Here is a 15,639-nt window from a genome sequence, read left to right on the forward strand (position 1 = left end):
TGGGGTGGCGACCGGCTAGCACACTGTGCGGACCGGCTCACCGCCGCGCGTGGTGATCCCGAACTCCCACAGGGCGCTCGCGGTGGCGGTGCCGACGCCGAGGGCCTGGACGGTGTCCAGGTCGTCGGGAGTGTCGACGTCGCAGCGCAGTCCCGGCCAGTGACCGAGGACCGCGACGGCGCCGTGTTCGCGGTGGGCGCGGGCCGAATCGGGTCCGAAGCGCGGCGCCAGCGGGTCCGGTGCGGCGCCCGCCAGCAATGCGGAGGTGCCGGTACCCGTGTGATCGGTCACCAGCGCGCGCGAAGCAGGCGCCACGGTCAGGAAGTCGGCGAGTTCGGCGGGGCGAAGGGCGGGCAGGTCCGCCTGTAGGGCGAGCAGCCGGACCGCGCCGTAGCGGCGGCGGACATCGTTCGCCGCGGCGGTCAGGGCGGTGTTGAGCGGGTCCGCGTGGGCGGGCGGTTCGGCCAGGGCGTGCGCGCCGAGTTCGCGGGCGCGCGTGGCGACGAGGGGATCCGGGGTGACGACGGTCAGCGAGCCGATCGCGGACACGGCGGCGGCCGCCTCGACGGTGTCGGCGAACATGGCCAGCACCAGCCGGGCGCGTTGGTCGGCGCTGAGCGCGGCCGACAACCGGCTCTTGGCCAGATCCCGGTGCTTGACCGCCATCACGGCGTGCACGGTGTGCATGGTCTCGATCCTACTACTTAGCGGGTAACGATCGGATTCCGCACCGCTGGACGCCTGTTTCGATCCAGACCATCGAGGTCTCATGCAAGGCCGTGCGCTAGCCGTGCCGGGTGCTGATCGTTGCGTGTTCGGCCAGGGTGGATAAAGCATCGGGTGTCCCTGGGAGCACGACCCCTCACCGTAGGAATCGTGTATCCCGCCTTGTCCGAACCAGTCCAGTTTTGCCGCCAGGTGACTCCCTGTTCCCATCCGGCCCGTAAGGCCTTATCGAAGACCGTGAGCGCCCGGCAGCAATGTGGTGGCTGAGCAACCGGTTCCGCTGTTGCTCAGCCACTTTCGGGCGTTTCATTGATCGTGGTCCGAGCCCGCCCACACGAGACGAACACCTCGCATTACGTGAGCCTCGAGCTCTGCCGAAGACCGGTGTCGTGTGGGTGCGCTGGGAGCGCGAACAACTCATCGGAGGCCAGCCCACAGAGGCTCGTAAGTAGGGCGTCGCGCGTTCCTGCCTGGGTCTTGTGACCTGCACAAAACAACCAAACACCTGGAGGGCACATGAGTCGCTACTGCGGGATCGATTGGGCCGAGGGGCATCACGACGTCGCCGTCGTCGACCAGGACGGCACCCTGATCGCGAAGAAACGGATCGGCGACGATCCGGCCGGATTCACCGCCCTGACCGAGCTACTCACCGCGGCCGGCGACACCGCCACCGACCCGATCCCCGTCGCGATCGAAACTCCGCGCGGGCTCATGGTCGCCGCGATCCGCGCCACCGGGCGCAAGGTCTATGCGATCAACCCGATGGCCGTCGCCCGCTACCGCGAACGCCACACCATGGCACGGTCGAAGTCCGACCACGCCGACGCGATGACCCTGGCCAACATCTTGCGCGTCGATGCCCACATGCACCGACCGATCCCCGCCGACACCGAACTCGCCCAAGCCATCGCCGTGCTCGCCCGCGCCCAACAGGACGCCGTTTGGCGGCGCACCAAAGCCAGCAACGAGCTGCGCTCACTGCTGCGCGAGTTCCACCCGGGGTTCCTGGCCGCCTTCGCCGACAAATCCGCCACCAACCTCGCCAAACCCGAGGTCCGCGCGATCCTGGCCATCGCCCCGACCCCCGCAGCCGCGGCAAGACTGACCCGGACCCGCATCGCGGCCGCCCTCCGGCGGGCTGGTCGCAAACGCGGCATAGAAGCCCTGGCCGACGACATCGTGGACAAGCTGCGCCGCCCCGGCCTGCGCCAACCCGAGCTCGTCGAGAAGGCCATGGGCCGCCAAGCCCTCGCTCTGCTCGCCGCCCTCGACGCGGCCTGCCTCGGCGCCGAGGACCTGGAACAGGCCGCCACCGAGGAATTCCGCAAACACCCCGATCACGCGATCGTCACCAGCTTCCCCGGCCTGGCAGACCTCACCGGCGCCCGCGTTCTCGCCGAGATCGGCGACGACCGCACCCGGTTCGCCAACGCGCGGGCGTTGAAGGCCTACGCCGGAACCGCACCCGTCACCCGCGCATCCGGACGCAGCATCTCGATCACCTTCCGCCGGATCAAGAACGACCGCCTCGCCGCCGCCGGCTGGGTTTGGGGATTCTCCGCCGCCGCTCACCCCGGTCCCACCCGAGAGCACTACCTACACCGCCGCGCCCACGGCGACCGCCACTCCGCCGCACTGCGGCACCTGGTGAACAAAATGCTCGGCCAGCTCTACTACTGCCTCCAGCACCGCCAGGAATTCGACCCCGTCAAAGCCTTCGGACAACCCGCCACACCCACACCGGAACCCCTCGCAGCTTGACACTTAGAAGCATCGGAGGTCTTGCATGGCATATTGGGCTGATGACGAGGGCTGCGGTTATGGGTGCTGGGTCGTGGGGTACGGCATTCGCGAAGGTGTTGGCCGAGGCGGGCACCGAGGTGACGATCTGGGCCAGGCGCGAGGAAGTGGCCCGCGCGCTCGACACCGAGCATCAGAATCCGTTCTACCTGCCGGGGGTGCAGCTGCCGCCGGTGCGAGCGACCCACGACCATCGGCTCGCGCTCGGCGGTGCCGATCTGGTGGTGCTCGCGGTGCCCTCGCAATCCCTGCGGGCCAATCTCGGCCACTGGAAAGACGACATCGGCGCCGACGCCACGCTGATGAGCCTGGCCAAGGGCATCGAGACCGGCACACTGCTGCGGATGAGTCAGGTGATCGCCGAGGTGACCGGCGCCGATCAGAGCCGCGTCGCGGTGCTGTCGGGGCCCAATCTCGCCCACGAGATCGTCGAACGTCAGCCCGCCGCCACCGTGATCGCCTGCACCGACACCGAACGCGCACAGCAGGCCCAACACGCTTGCGCCACCGGCTATTTCCGGCCCTACACCAATACCGACGTGGTCGGCTGCGAGATCGGTGGTGCCTGCAAGAACGTCATCGCCCTGGCCTGCGGCATCGCCTCGGGCATGGGACTCGGTGACAACTCCGTGGCCAGCCTCATCACCCGTGGCCTGGCCGAGGTGATGCGGCTCGGGGTGGCGCTCGGCGCGCAACCGGTGACGCTGGCCGGGCTCGCGGGCGTGGGTGACCTCGTCGCCACCTGCACCTCGCCGCTGTCGCGCAACCGGTCCTTCGGCTATGTACTCGGACAGGGCGGGTCGATGCAGGCCGCGCAGGAGGCGACCAATGGCCAGGTCGCCGAAGGTGTGAAGTCGTGCACATCCGTGCGGGCGCTGGCGGCCGAGCACCAGGTGGAGATGCCGTTGACCGACGCGGTGCACAGGGTGTGCCACGAGGGCCTTTCGGTGAACGAGGCCGTCGGCAGCCTGCTCGGCAGGCGGATCAAACCCGAGTAAGGCCGATGCCGCCGTGGCGCGCCGAACCTACTACGGTGACGTTCATGACGGAACGGATCAGGGTAGCTGTGGTGTTCGGCGGGCGCAGCAGCGAGCACGCCGTCTCGTGTGTGTCGGCGAGCAGCGTCCTGCGTAACCTCGATCCGCGCCGCTACGAGGTGGTACCCATCGGCATCACCAGCACCGGCAGCTGGGTGCTTGCCGAGGGCATCGGCGAACTCACGCTCAGCCACGGTGAACTGCCCGCCGTCGATGCCGCGGGTACCGCGCTCACCCTGGCCGCCGACCCCGGCCGGGCCGGTGCGCTCGTCGCCCTGGACGATCCGACCGCCGCGCTCGGCAGCGTCGACGTGGTCTTCCCCATCCTGCACGGCCCGTTCGGCGAGGACGGCACGTTACAGGGCATGCTCGAACTGGCCGGAGTGCCGTATGTGGGCGCCGGAGTGCTGGCCAGCGCCGCCGGGATGGACAAGGAGTTCACCAAGAAACTCCTGGCCGCCGAATCGCTTCCGGTCGGTGTGCAGGTGGTGCTGCGCCCCGGCATCAAGACCTTGACCCCCGAGGAACGTGACCGGATCGGCCTGCCCGCCTTCGTGAAACCCGCGCGCGGCGGTTCGTCGATCGGCATCACCAAGATCACCGACTGGTCGGCCCTCGACGACGCCGTCGCCACCGCCCGCGCCCACGATCCCAAGGTGATCGTCGAGGCGGGCATCGTCGGGCGCGAAGTCGAGTGCGGTGTCCTCGAGTTCGCCGACGGTGAGGTGCGCGGCAGCGTGGTCTCCGAGATCCGCATGCCCGACGCCGACGCGGCCGCCCCCGAGTTCTACGACTTCGCCACCAAATACCTCGACGACGTGTGCGAATTCGACGTGCCCGCCAAACTCGACGACGACGTCGCCGACGAGATCCGCGCCCTGTCGGTGCGTGCCTTCCGCGCCCTGGACTGCCAGGGCCTGGCCCGAGTCGACTTCTTCCTCACCGCCGACGGCCCCGTCATCAACGAGATCAACACCATGCCCGGATTCACCCCCATCTCCCAATACCCCCGCATGTGGGAAGCGACCGGTATCGACTACCCCACCCTGGTGTCCACCCTCATCGAAACCGCCGTAGCCCGAGGCACCGGCCTGCGCTGACCCGTCGGCGGAACAACCACGGATTTTCGGCCGCCTCGAATCCGAGGGGCGAGACGTAACGGCGAAGCCGAAGTATCGCCCCTCGGATTCGAGGCCAGCAGGGCCGAAAATCCCGCGGCGCCAGCCGCCAAAACTACAGCTCGCCGGGTTTGATCGGCTGGGGTGGGAGGGTGGCGGCGATGGTGTCGGAGACCGTTTGGACGGCGGCGGTGCCCGACCCGTCGGGGATCGTCAGGGCGATGTAGGTCTCGCGGTCGACGGCGAACCAGGTCCCGACCGCGGCGGCGTCGTCGCGGATCTGGAACCACGTGACCCCGTCGACCTCCTGCAGTGGTGAGGCGCGGTTGAATTCGAGCGGTCGGTCGAGTCCGCAGCGCAGCACGATCGGTTCGCCGCCCTCGGGCAGTTGCCAGGCGCGGGTGGCCAGCGGCGCCGGTTCGCGGAGGGTGGACTTGGTGTAGTCACCCAGGTCGGCGGGCAGGGCGGGCATCAGCGCCGCGCAGGCGGGGCCTTCGGCGGCGGGTGCCGGGACGGACCCCAGGGCGAGCGGTTCGCGTTCGATGGGGGCGCGCAGGATCAGGAAGGCGGCCACGAGCACGCCGACGATCAGCACGATGGGCAGGGCGACAGCGGTCGCGATCAGTGCGGGGGAGTACTGGCTGTCGGCGGCCGATTCCGTTCCTGGAGAGGTTTCGCGGAGGGCTGACGGTTCAGCGGTGTCCTCGGGCGCGGTCGCCTCGTCGCGATCGTCCGCTGTCGGGTCCGACGATTCCGCCATAGCCGCGTGGTCCTTTCCTCGTCGCCTGCGCCGCGCACCGTCGGTGGTGCCCGATCGCCTCCGAAAGGGTACCGTCGTGGCGATTTCGTCGGTCGGGAGCACAGCGGGAAGGAGTCGGTCATCAGCGAGGACAGCCGGGCGCGGACGGTGCGTGAGCTGGGTGAATTCGCCGTGATCGACCGGATCAACGCCGGTCGTGAGCAGGGCGCGCAGGTGCTGCTCGGTCCCGGCGACGACGCCGCGCTGCTCGCCGCGCCCGACGGACGGTTCGTGGTGAGTACCGACATGCTCGTCGAGGGCAGGCATTTCCGGCTCGACTGGTCGTCGCCGACCGATATCGGTCGCAAGGCCATCGCGCAGAACGCCGCCGACGTGGTGGCGATGGGGGCGCGTCCCACCGGTTTCGTCGTGGCGCTCGGTTGTCCGGCCGACACCCCGGTCCGGGTCGTCGAGGGCATCGCCGACGGTTTGTGGATCGAGGCGGCGCGCGCGGGCGGTTCCGTCGCGGGCGGGGACCTGGTGCACAGCGATCAGCTGGTGATCTCGGTGACGGCCTTCGGTGATCTCGGGGGCCAGAGCGCGATCACCCGCTCCGGTGCGGTCGAGGGCGACATCGTCGCGGTGGCGGGCGAGCTCGGCTGGTCGGCGGCCGGGCTGGCCGTATTGTCCAGCGGGGCAGAGCTTTCCGATCCGGGGTTCGCGCGTGCGCTTGCGGCGCATCGGGTTCCGCAGCCGCCCTACGCCGAGGTGGTCGACGTGTTCGGTGTCCACATCCCCAACGCCCTCACCGATGTCTCCGACGGTCTGCTCGCCGACCTCGGCCACCTCGCCGCCGCTTCTGATGTCGCGATCGACGTCCATGCCGCCGCCCTCACCGACCCCGACCTCGACGCTGTCGCCGCCCGGCTCGAAGCCGATGCCGGGCAATGGATTCTGGCCGGGGGTGAGGACCATGCCTTCGTCGGCACCTGGTCGTCCGCGACGGCGCTGCCGCCGGGCTGGCGGCCCATCGGGGTCGTTGTCGCAGGCAGCGGCGTCACCGTCGACGGTGCACGGCCCACCGGTGTCACCGGCTGGGAATCGTTCCGTGGGGCAGGCGCCGCGGCCGAGCCCGGCAAACGATAGGTTGTGCGGTCATGGGTGCCAAACCACTGTCGGAGATCATCGACCCGGGCTGGGCCCGGGCCCTGGAACCGGTCGCCGACCGCATCAGCGAGATGGGTGAGTTCCTGCGCGCGGAGAACGCCGCCGGACGCGGATATCTACCCGCCGGGGAGAACGTGCTGCGCGCGTTCCGGCGGCCGTTCGACGCGGTGCGCGTGCTGATCGTCGGCCAGGATCCGTACCCGACTCCCGGGCATGCGATGGGGCTGAGTTTCTCTGTCGCGCCGGATGTTTCGCCGATCCCGCGCAGCCTGTCCAACATCTTCGCCGAGTACACCAAGGATCTCGGCTTCGATACGCCCAAGTGCGGCGACCTGAGCCCGTGGTCGGATCAGGGTGTGCTGCTGCTGAACCGGGTGCTCACCGTCACCCCGGGCACCCCTGCCTCGCATCGCGGCAAGGGCTGGGAAGCGGTGACCGAGCAGGCGATTCGCGCGCTCGTCGACCGCGACGAACCGCTCGTCGCCGTGCTGTGGGGCCGGGACGCGGGCTCGCTGAAGCCGACCCTGGTCGCCGCCGAGGTCCCCTACATCGAATCGGCACATCCCTCACCGCTGTCCGCCTCGCGCGGGTTCTTCGGGTCGCGGCCCTTCTCCCGGGTCAACGAACTGCTCGACGAACTCGGCGCCGATCCTGTCGACTGGCGGTTGCCCTGACCCGGGGTGCCGCCCGCACGAGAAGAAGATGATGAAGGAGCACAATCGGATGCACATCACAACCGTTCGCGCCGCACTGGCGACCGCCGCCGTCGCCGCCGCCGTCACCGCGGGTGCGGGCTCGGCCTCGGCCGCGGGCCTGCAGCTCGAGCCCTACAACGAGCAGGCGACCCCGGTGGCGACCAGCCCGGTCGGCGAGGAATGGACCTCCACCGGCACCTCGACCATCTCCGCGGGCGTCAACGCCAAGATCACCTGCATTCTGCAGAACACCTTCAGCGCGTTGGGCGCCGCCTGCTGAGTCAGTCGACTTTGCGATAGTCCGGCTTTCGCTTGGCGACGAAGGCGTCGACGCCTTCTCGTCCGGTGCTGGTGTTCGCGGCGGCGGCGATGCTGTCGCGTTCCGCGTCGAGCTGCTGGTCCAATGTCGCCGACGGCGACTGGGCCAGCAGCTTTTTCATGGCCGTGTACGCGGCGCGGGGGCCGGTGGTGAAGCCGGTGGCCACGCGCAGGGCCTCGGTGCGGACCTCGTCGTCGGCGACGAGCCGACTGAGCAGGCCGAGCTGTTGGGCCTGCTCGGCGCCGATCACGGCGTCGGTCAACAGGATCTCGCGGGCCCGGCTCACGCCGACGATGCGGGGCAGCGTCCACGACATCCCGCCGTCGGGGGTGAGGCCGATGCCGGGGTAGGCGGGTCGCAGTTTGGTCGACGGACCGCCGATGGCGATGTCGGCCGCGCACACCAGGCTCATGCCCGCACCGGCAGCCCAGCCGTGCACGGCCGCGACGACGGGCACGGGGGCATCGGCGAGGGCACGCACGAAGTCGTGCAGTCGAGTGGCGAGGTCGTGCAGGAAGGCGCCTCGGTCCTCGGCGTCGGCGAAGTGGCGAACGTTGCCGCCCGCACAGAAGTTGGCTCCCGCGCCGGTGACCAGTACCGCGCCGATTTCGGCATCGAGCGACCCGAGGGCGGCGGTGCCCGCGTCGATCAGGTCGAAATCGAGGGACGTGCCCGCGGCCGCGGTCGCGATGGTCAGGTGCAGTACGCCGTCGATGACGACCGGTTCGCTACTCATGCCCGTCACAGTAGCGAGGGCCACGCCGCCAGCGTTGTTCGGGCAGCAGCGTGAACGGGTCGATACGGCGCCGACCGGTGTCGGTGAAGCCGTGCCTGCGGTAGAAGGCGTGGGCGCGCGGATAGTCCGCCAGCACCCACAGGGCGCACGATGGTTCGGGGACGGCGGTGGCGAGCAGTTCGTCGGCCACCCCGGTGCCGTGCCAGGCGCTGCGCACATACAGTGCTTCCAGTTCGCTGCCGACGGGCTGGCGCGACGCGGCGGCGAATCCGATCAACTCGTCGTCGTGATGCGCGACGACCAGCCGGTACCGATCGTCGCGGCGGCGCCGTTCCCAGGTGCTGGCCGAACTGTCGAGATCGAAGGCGGCGAGCAGCGGGGCGGGGACCAGCGAGCCGTAAGCCTCACGCCAGCTGGCGATATGGCAGGCCGCGAGCGCGGTGACCCGGTCGGCCGTGGCCGGGACGATCCGCCACTCAACCACGAATCACCCGTTCGACGACAAAACCCCGGACCACCCACGAGGGGTGCCGGGGCACTGTCGGCAGAATGTACGGGCCGGAAATCAGCCGCGGACGACCTTGCCCGCCTTCAGGCAGGAGGTGCACACGTTCATCCGGCGGGTGTTGCCAGGGGCAACCTGCGCACGCACGGTCTGGATGTTCGGGTTCCAGCGACGGTTGGTGCGCCGGTGCGAGTGCGAGACCGACTTCCCGAAACCGGGGCCCTTGGCGCAGACGTCGCAAACGGCAGCCATGTCGCGAGCTCCTTCATGTCATATGCGGTCAGCGCGCACGGGTGCCCGCTGAACCGGAAACTGATGTCGTCAAATGCCTTGCCGACTTGCATCGGCCAGCGCAGACCTGTCGAGGCCGCACGAGGCAACCCTGCAAGCGTAGCGGGCCCGGCCGGGAACTTCCAAACCGGGTGTCCTCCGCGACGGCACGTACGCCGAGTGCGCCCGAGGTCAGGGTAGTGCTGTCGGTCGCTGGCGCTAACCTGGCAGCGATGCTCGGCGGGCGAGCACGGCCGACGGGGAACGAGGTGACGGTGTCGCAGGTGCCCGAGGCGCTCGACGGCGCCGCGCTGCTGTCGTGGGCCGAATCCTGCTGCGCGGGCCTCGAGACCCGCCGATCCGAGATCGACGCTCTCAATGTCTTCCCCATCGCCGATTCCGACACCGGGACCAACCTGCTGGCCACTATGCGGGCCGCCCTCGCCGCCGCGGTGGCAGACCGAGATGCGCAGGCGGGGCCGACCGGGTCCGCGCCCGCGGTGTCGCGTGATCACCTACTGCCTGCGTCGCGATCGGGCGATGAACCGTGGCCTGACGGACGAGCACCGGAGCCGGGTCCGCCGATGCTGGCCGGACACGATGACGGTCGCGCCGGGGCGGTGGCGAAGGCATTGGCCCGGGGCGCCACGGCCGGAGCGCGGGGGAACTCGGGGATCATCCTGTCGCAGGTGCTGCGCGGGATCGCCGAGGCCGCCGTCGACGGGCCGTTGACCGGGCAGCGGTTGCGGGTGGCGCTGCGGCGAGCGGCGGTGCTGGTGCGACAGGGCTTGAGCGCGCCGGTGGAGGGCACGATCCTGACGGTGCTCGATCGGGCTGCCGTCGCCGCCGATGAGTGCGATGATTCCTCGCTGGAGTGGGTGGCGAAGTCAGCGGCGGACGGCGCAGCACGTGCGCTGAACGAGACGCCCGCCCAACTCGGCGTGCTGCGCGCCGCTGGCGTGGTCGACGCCGGTGCACGCGGTCTGCTGGTACTGCTGGACTGCCTGGTCGCCGTGGTGTGTGGTGCGGCTCCCGAACGCCATACCTACGCCCGTGAGCGAGCGGACGGACCGACACCGGCCCCGACGGTTGAGCGTCGGCACGGGCAATCGATCAGCACCTCCGAGCGCGGACGCGGTGGTGGGCAGCTGCCAGGGTCGCTCGGCGCGCACCGAGGCGGGACGGATGCCCGTCACGATGCCGATGCGTTACTCGGTGGGTTCGACCTCGGTGAACGCGCCCGGGTGTGCGGTGACCACGACAAGGCGCTCGAGCGCTGCGATGAGCCGCGCAGGGTTGATGACGGTTCGAGCACCGACAAGGACGAGTCACCGCGTGGCCGTGGCGGGGTGCGCGCGGACCGCGACGGTCTCCGCGACGACGAGGACCGCGGCCGCGGCGCCGACCCGCATTTCGAAGTCATGTATGTGATCTCCGGCACCGACGACACGGGCGCGGGGCTGCTGCGTGAGCGGTTGGCGGTGCTCGGCGATTCCGTCGTCGTGGTCGGCGACGGTGACGCCACCTGGTCGGCGCATGTGCACTGCCGTGACGCGGGCGCGGCGATCGAGGCGGGGCTCGCGGTCGGGGCCCTGAGTGCCATCCGGATCGAGAGCTTCGCTGTCACCGCGCACAACGGTGTCGGCCACCACGCGGGGTCGGCCGCCCGCCGTGTGGTGTCGCAAGGTGGTGGCGCCGCGGGTTCGCCCACACCGGCCGTACCCGGGATCACCGAGGATCCGTCCGGCGCTGTGTCTGCCGACGGCGCGCTGCCGGATTCCCCGACCGGGGCAGTTCCGTCGAGTGGTCGATTCTCGTCGCAAGGTGGCGACGTCACGCAAGACGCCGACCTCACCCATCGCGGTGGCACCTCGGCTCCGATCGATCCGAGTTCGGCGGGGCGAACCACCCCTTCCACCGATGCGCTCGCTGACCGAGGGGTCGTCGCCGTCGTGGCCGGTGCCGAAGCGGCGGAGCTGTTCGAAGACGCGGGCGCGGTGGTGCTGCGCGAGGACGAGGCGTTCGACGCCGACACCCTGTTGCGGGCGATCCGGGGCATGCCGCATCGCGAGGTGCTTGTGTTGCCCAATGGCGCGCTGCCCGCCCAGGAACTGGTCGCCGTCGGTGTCGCCGCGCGTGACGGGTCGCGCGACGTGCTGCTGTTGCCGAGCGCCTCGATGGTGCAGGGTCTGGCCGCACTCGCGGTACACGATCGGGGACGGATCGCCGTCGACGACGCGTTCGCCATGTCCGAGGCCGCCGCGACCACCCGGTGGGGTGCGCTGCGTGCGGCGCGCGTGCGGGCGCTCACGATGGTCGGGACCTGTTCTCCCGGTGACGGTTTGGGGCTGGTCGGCGAGGATGTGGTGGTGATCGACCCGGACGTGGTCGGCGCGGGACGCATCCTGCTCGACCGGATGCTCGGTCTCGGTGGGGAATTGGTGACCCTGCTGATGGGCGCGGGCGCCGGGCACGAACTGGGCCGGATTCTCGCCGATCACGTGCGCGCCGGATTCCCCGGTGTCGATGTGGTGGTGTATTCCGGTGGGCAGCAAGCGGATCTGGTGCAGATTGGGGTCGAGTAGACGATGACGACACTGAGCGACCGGCTCGACCACGTACTCGGCGTGAAGGCCGCCGACCGCCTGGCCGAAGCCTTCGACATGACCACCGTCGAAGACCTGCTGCGCCACTACCCGGCGCGCTACGCCACCCAGGGGCAGCCGCTGACGGAGGAGGAACCGGAGGAGGGCGCCCACATCACGGTGATCGGCCGGATCACGAAAACCGAACTGCGGCCGATGAAGAACCGTCGCGGCTCGCTGCTGAAGGTGCAGCTCGACACCGGCGCCACCCGTCCGATCGAGGCCACCTTCTTCAACGGCGACAAGGTGCGCTATCTGGTGAAAGACGGTGTGCGGGCGATGATGTCGGGCACCGTGCACTGGTGGCGCCCCGACCGTTGGAACCTCTCGCACCCCGATTACCTGATCCTGCCCGACAAGGCCGAGGCGGGCGTGGAACAGCTCACGTCGGTGCGCGGCAGCGGCGCGTTGCGCGGACTCGCCCAGAGCGCCAAAGGTGCTGGGGGCGTGGATGCCTCCTTCTTCGAGCGCGAGTTCGTCCCCGTGTATCCGGCGACAGCGAAGGTGCAGAGCTGGGATCTGCTCGCCTGTATCCGTCAGGTCCTCGACCAGCTGGACCCGATCGACGACCCGCTCCCGGCGGACCTGCGTGCCGAACGCAACCTGCTCGAGGTGTCGGACGCGCTGCGCCTGATCCATCTGCCCGAACACAAACTCGACATCGAGCGGGCAAGGGACCGTTTACGTTTCGACGAAGCGCTGGCACTGCAACTGGTGCTGGCCGAACGCAGGCACGAGGTGGAGGGCCGCACCGCGCCCGCCTGCCCGCCACGCACCGACGGCATCGCCGCCGACTTCGACGAACGACTGCCCTTCGAGCTCACCGAAGGCCAGCGGCAGGTGATCGACGAGATCTCCGAGGACCTGTCGCGTACCCGCCCGATGCATCGCCTGTTGCAGGGCGAGGTGGGTTCGGGCAAGACGATCGTCGCCCTGCACGCCATGCTCCAGGCGGTCGACGCGGGCCGCCAGTGCGCCCTGCTCGCACCGACGGAAGTTCTCGCCGCACAGCATTATCGGTCGTTGCGGGCGATGCTCGGCGACCTCGGTACCGCAGGCGAACTCGGCGCGGCCGAGCACTCGACCAAGGTGGTGCTGCTCACCGGCTCCATGTCGGCCGCGGCGAAGAAGTCCGCGCTGCTCGACGCGGTGACCGGTGAGGCGGGCATCGTCATCGGCACCCACGCCCTCATCCAGGACGCGGTCGAGTTCTTCGACCTCGGTCTCGTGGTGGTCGACGAACAACACCGCTTCGGTGTGGAGCAGCGAGACGCGCTGCGCGCCAAGGCGAAAGACGGGGTGAGCCCGCACCTGCTGGTCATGACCGCCACCCCCATCCCGCGCACCATCGCGATGACGACCCTGGGCGATCTCGAAACCTCCACACTCACCCAGCTGCCCAAGGGGCGTTCGCCGATCACGTCGAAAGTCGTGGCGCGCAAACTGCATCCGGCCTGGGTCGAGCGGGCGTGGGAACGCATCGTGGAGGAGGTCGGCCAGGGCAGACAAGCCTATGTCGTGTGCTCGCGCATCGGCGAGGATCCCGACGCACCACCGGCCAAGGGCAAGAAGGCCGAGGAGAAGGAGGGCCCGACCACCCAGGCCGCGGTCGACATGTACGAGACGCTGAGTACCGGGCCGCTCGCGGGCGTGCGCGTAGGGCTGCTGCACGGGCGGTTGCCGTCCGACGAGAAGGACCACGTGATGCGCCAGTTCAACGACGGCGCGATCGATGTGCTGGTGTGCACCACGGTCGTCGAGGTCGGTGTCGATGTCCCGAACGCCACCGTGATGGTGATCGTCGACGCCGACCGCTTCGGGGTGAGCCAGCTGCACCAGCTGCGCGGGCGCATCGGCCGAGGCAAGCACCCCGGTCTGTGCCTGCTGGTCACCGATGCCGCGCCGGGCGGCACCGCGATGGCCCGGCTCGAAGCGGTCGCCGCCACCACCGACGGCTTCGAGCTGTCGGTACTCGACCTGCGTCAGCGCCGCGAGGGTGACGTACTCGGCTCGGCCCAGTCCGGCACCGCGCGTTCGCTGCGCCTGCTGTCGCTGCTCGACGACCTCGAAGTCATCACCGCCGCCCAGGACCTGGCCCGCCGGGTGGTCGCCGAAGATCCCGGGCTGGTGAAACACCCCGGCCTGGCCGGGATGATGAACGCCGCCGTCGACGGCGAACGCCTGGAGTACCTCGCCAAGTCATGAGGTCGGCGGACGCGACCGATCGTCCGGGGCATCGGCGGCCGCGTCCGGCTGAGCTCAGCGCGGCAATCGCGGATACGGCAGATCGGTCGCGGTGTGTTCGGCGACCGCCAACGGCCGTCCGATCTGCGGAAACGCCCGCTGCGGGCAGGCTGGTCGCTCGCACACCTTGCACCCGGCGCCGATCGGCACCGCGATATGGGGGTCGTCGACCTGCATCCCCTGCGAGTACACCAGCCGATCGGCGTACTCGATGTCGCACCCGAGCGCGACGACGAAGTTCTTCGCCGCTGTCCCGTACCCCTGTGCCGTGGTCGGCGTGGTGCGCGCGATCCACAGGTAGCGCCGCCCGTCGGGCATCTCCGCGATCTGGGTGAGGATCCGCCCGGGCTGGGCGAAAGCCTCGTGGGTGACCCACAGCGGGCAGTTCCCACCCACGCGGGAGAAGTGAAAAGCGGTGGCTGACTGGCGTTTCGAGATGTTGCCCGCTCGGTCGGTTCGGACGAGGAAGAACGGCACCCCACGCTGACCCTGCCGTTGCAGGGTCGCCAGCCGGTGGCAGACCGTCTCGAAGCCCACCTCGAATCGCAATCCGAGCAGGTCCACGTCGTAGCGCAGTTCCTCGGCCGAGCGCAGGAACCGCCCGTAGGGCAGGATCAGCGCCCCGGCGAAGTAGTTGGCCAGCCCCACCCGCGCCAGCGTGCGCGACTCCCCGGCCAGGGCCCGGGACTCGGCGAGCACATTGTCGATCTCGCGGCCGTAGAGCAGCAGGCCGAGGGTGGAGGCGATCTGGAACGCGCGCTGCCCGGGCCGCAGCCGCCGGGCCAGGGTGAGGGTGCGGGTGTCCGGGTCGTAGTGGCGTTTGGGAATGGCGGGGTCGGCGCCGTCGCCCCGCACGAGCACGGTGACCCCCGCGCGTTCCTCGGCGATCCGCGCCAACTGCCGGTCCAACGAACCGATGCTCAGCCCGGACTCCTCGAACAACTGCTCGGCGGCGTGGTCGAGGGTGGCGATGTGGTTGCGATGGTCGTAGAAGAAGTCCCGCACGTCCTCGTAGGGCAGTGGGGTGCCGGGGGCCCCGGTCGGGGTGTCGACGCGGGAGGACAGCAGATCGAGTTGGTCGGTGGCCGCGCGCAGGCGGCGGTGCATGGCGATGACGATCCGCGCCACCTCCGGCAGGCGGGTCGCCAGCTCCTCCACCTCGGTGATCGGTGCGGTGTCGCCGCCGCCCGCCGCCTCGACGAGCACCTCGTGCAGGTCCGAGACCAGCCGCGCGTCGGAGTCGGCGGCGAAGAACTGCACGTCCAGGTCGAAGGTCGAATTCAGTTTCAACAGAACGGGAATGGTGAGCGGTCGCTGGTCCCGCTCGAGCTGGTTGAGGTAACTCGGCGAGAGATCGAGCGATTTGGCCAGCGCGGCCTGGGTCATCCGTCGTTCTTCGCGTAGCCGTCGAAGTCTGGCCCCCGCGTACATCTTCCGCACGTCAGGATCCTAGCGCCGCCCGTTCGCAATGTTCGCTGAAAGTGGGGAATGGCCTGGGAGAAGTGCAGTCCCGCAAGGGATTCTACCGAGGATTACTCGTGCGTAACATGCGAAGCGATCGCGGGCGCCGAGCGCACCGACGGCGGCGGCGAGCGGTGAGATGTGACAGCCGCGTAACCGTCGGTTCGCAGGTGG

General features: G+C 69.8%; 14 protein-coding genes. 8 read left to right on the forward strand and 6 right to left on the reverse strand.

Features of this window, described 5'->3' with window-relative positions:
* Nucleotides 1–15: 15 nt before the first annotated feature.
* The gene (gene cofC, locus NC7_RS27005) at nt 16–687 is read right to left on the reverse strand and encodes a 2-phospho-L-lactate guanylyltransferase (RefSeq protein WP_067988415.1); all 672 of its coding nucleotides are present in this window, start codon (nt 685–687) and stop codon (nt 16–18) included.
* A gap of 555 nt (nt 688–1,242) precedes the next feature.
* Here cofC and NC7_RS27010 point away from each other — a divergent pair.
* Genes NC7_RS27010 through NC7_RS27020 form a run of 3 tightly spaced genes read left to right on the forward strand, consistent with a single transcriptional unit; the run spans nt 1,243 to nt 4,666 of the window.
* Nucleotides 1,243–2,490, forward strand: coding sequence for an IS110 family RNA-guided transposase (locus NC7_RS27010; RefSeq protein WP_067988418.1), 1,248 nt, complete (start codon nt 1,243–1,245; stop codon nt 2,488–2,490).
* Between the two features lie 41 nt (nt 2,491–2,531).
* Nucleotides 2,532–3,527 carry an NAD(P)H-dependent glycerol-3-phosphate dehydrogenase gene (locus NC7_RS27015; protein ID WP_067988420.1) on the forward strand — a complete coding sequence of 332 codons (996 nt, stop codon included), beginning with the start codon at nt 2,532–2,534 and terminating at the stop codon, nt 3,525–3,527.
* Nucleotides 3,528–3,571: 44 nt separating this feature from the next.
* Complete coding sequence (locus NC7_RS27020; protein ID WP_067988541.1) at nt 3,572–4,666, forward strand: D-alanine--D-alanine ligase family protein; 1,095 nt, start codon at nt 3,572–3,574, stop codon at nt 4,664–4,666.
* A 133-nt stretch (nt 4,667–4,799) separates the two neighbouring features.
* On the opposite strand, the gene NC7_RS27025 is transcribed toward NC7_RS27020, so the two are convergent.
* A complete protein-coding gene (locus NC7_RS27025; RefSeq protein ID WP_067988423.1) occupies nt 4,800–5,444 on the reverse strand; it encodes a DUF3515 domain-containing protein in 645 nt (214 codons plus the stop codon).
* A gap of 147 nt (nt 5,445–5,591) precedes the next feature.
* Here NC7_RS27025 and NC7_RS27030 point away from each other — a divergent pair, with 147 nt between their 5' ends.
* Genes NC7_RS27030 through NC7_RS27040 form a run of 3 tightly spaced genes read left to right on the forward strand, consistent with a single transcriptional unit; the run spans nt 5,592 to nt 7,565 of the window.
* A complete protein-coding gene (locus NC7_RS27030; RefSeq protein ID WP_236573761.1) occupies nt 5,592–6,569 on the forward strand; it encodes a thiamine-phosphate kinase in 978 nt (325 codons plus the stop codon).
* 11 nt (nt 6,570–6,580) lie between these two features.
* On the forward strand, nt 6,581–7,264 hold the full coding sequence (locus NC7_RS27035) for a uracil-DNA glycosylase (protein ID WP_067493352.1): 684 nt from the start codon (nt 6,581–6,583) through the stop codon (nt 7,262–7,264).
* A gap of 49 nt (nt 7,265–7,313) precedes the next feature.
* The gene (locus NC7_RS27040; protein ID WP_067988548.1) at nt 7,314–7,565 is read left to right on the forward strand and encodes a hypothetical protein; all 252 of its coding nucleotides are present in this window, start codon (nt 7,314–7,316) and stop codon (nt 7,563–7,565) included.
* Nucleotide 7,566: 1 nt separating this feature from the next.
* Here NC7_RS27040 and NC7_RS27045 read toward each other — a convergent pair whose 3' ends face one another.
* The 3 genes from NC7_RS27045 to rpmB all read right to left on the reverse strand — a co-directional run bounded on the left by NC7_RS27045 (nt 7,567) and on the right by rpmB (nt 9,097).
* Complete coding sequence (locus NC7_RS27045) at nt 7,567–8,340, reverse strand: enoyl-CoA hydratase/isomerase family protein (RefSeq protein ID WP_067988550.1); 774 nt, start codon at nt 8,338–8,340, stop codon at nt 7,567–7,569.
* A complete protein-coding gene (locus NC7_RS27050; protein WP_067988425.1) occupies nt 8,333–8,824 on the reverse strand; it encodes a GNAT family N-acetyltransferase in 492 nt (163 codons plus the stop codon). The genes NC7_RS27045 and NC7_RS27050 overlap by 8 nt, the downstream gene beginning before the upstream one ends.
* Before the next feature lie 81 nt (nt 8,825–8,905).
* A complete protein-coding gene (gene rpmB, locus NC7_RS27055) occupies nt 8,906–9,097 on the reverse strand; it encodes a 50S ribosomal protein L28 (protein WP_011210730.1) in 192 nt (63 codons plus the stop codon).
* Nucleotides 9,098–9,348: 251 nt separating this feature from the next.
* On the opposite strand from rpmB, the gene NC7_RS30660 reads away from it, so the two are divergent.
* Both NC7_RS30660 and recG read left to right on the forward strand, forming a co-directional pair.
* On the forward strand, nt 9,349–11,700 hold the full coding sequence (locus tag NC7_RS30660; protein WP_236573760.1) for a DAK2 domain-containing protein: 2,352 nt from the start codon (nt 9,349–9,351) through the stop codon (nt 11,698–11,700).
* A 3-nt stretch (nt 11,701–11,703) separates the two neighbouring features.
* On the forward strand, nt 11,704–13,965 hold the full coding sequence (gene recG / locus NC7_RS27065; RefSeq protein WP_067988428.1) for an ATP-dependent DNA helicase RecG: 2,262 nt from the start codon (nt 11,704–11,706) through the stop codon (nt 13,963–13,965).
* A gap of 54 nt (nt 13,966–14,019) precedes the next feature.
* On the opposite strand, the gene NC7_RS27070 is transcribed toward recG, so the two are convergent.
* Nucleotides 14,020–15,444: a short-chain fatty acyl-CoA regulator family protein gene (locus NC7_RS27070; protein ID WP_084458823.1), complete on the reverse strand. Its 1,425-nt coding sequence runs from the start codon at nt 15,442–15,444 to the stop codon at nt 14,020–14,022.
* Between the last annotated feature and the right edge of the window lie 195 nt (nt 15,445–15,639).

This window comes from Nocardia caishijiensis NBRC 108228 (genome assembly GCF_001612825.1).
GTDB classification, from domain to species: domain Bacteria; phylum Actinomycetota; class Actinomycetes; order Mycobacteriales; family Mycobacteriaceae; genus Nocardia; species Nocardia caishijiensis.

Bases quoted from the DNA above. Each gene is read 5' to 3' on its own strand.
- cofC (WP_067988415.1), bottom strand. From the start codon at position 687: ATGCACACCGTGCACGCCGTGATGGCGGTCAAGCACCGGGATCTGGCC.
- NC7_RS27010 (WP_067988418.1), top strand. From the start codon at position 1,243: ATGAGTCGCTACTGCGGGATCGATTGGGCCGAGGGGCATCACGACGTC.
- NC7_RS27015 (WP_067988420.1), top strand. From the start codon at position 2,532: ATGACGAGGGCTGCGGTTATGGGTGCTGGGTCGTGGGGTACGGCATTC.
- NC7_RS27020 (WP_067988541.1), top strand. From the start codon at position 3,572: ATGACGGAACGGATCAGGGTAGCTGTGGTGTTCGGCGGGCGCAGCAGC.
- NC7_RS27025 (WP_067988423.1), bottom strand. From the start codon at position 5,444: ATGGCGGAATCGTCGGACCCGACAGCGGACGATCGCGACGAGGCGACC.
- NC7_RS27035 (WP_067493352.1), top strand. From the start codon at position 6,581: ATGGGTGCCAAACCACTGTCGGAGATCATCGACCCGGGCTGGGCCCGG.
- NC7_RS27040 (WP_067988548.1), top strand. From the start codon at position 7,314: ATGCACATCACAACCGTTCGCGCCGCACTGGCGACCGCCGCCGTCGCC.
- NC7_RS27045 (WP_067988550.1), bottom strand. From the start codon at position 8,340: ATGAGTAGCGAACCGGTCGTCATCGACGGCGTACTGCACCTGACCATC.
- rpmB (WP_011210730.1), bottom strand. From the start codon at position 9,097: ATGGCTGCCGTTTGCGACGTCTGCGCCAAGGGCCCCGGTTTCGGGAAG.
- NC7_RS30660 (WP_236573760.1), top strand. From the start codon at position 9,349: ATGCTCGGCGGGCGAGCACGGCCGACGGGGAACGAGGTGACGGTGTCG.
- recG (WP_067988428.1), top strand. From the start codon at position 11,704: ATGACGACACTGAGCGACCGGCTCGACCACGTACTCGGCGTGAAGGCC.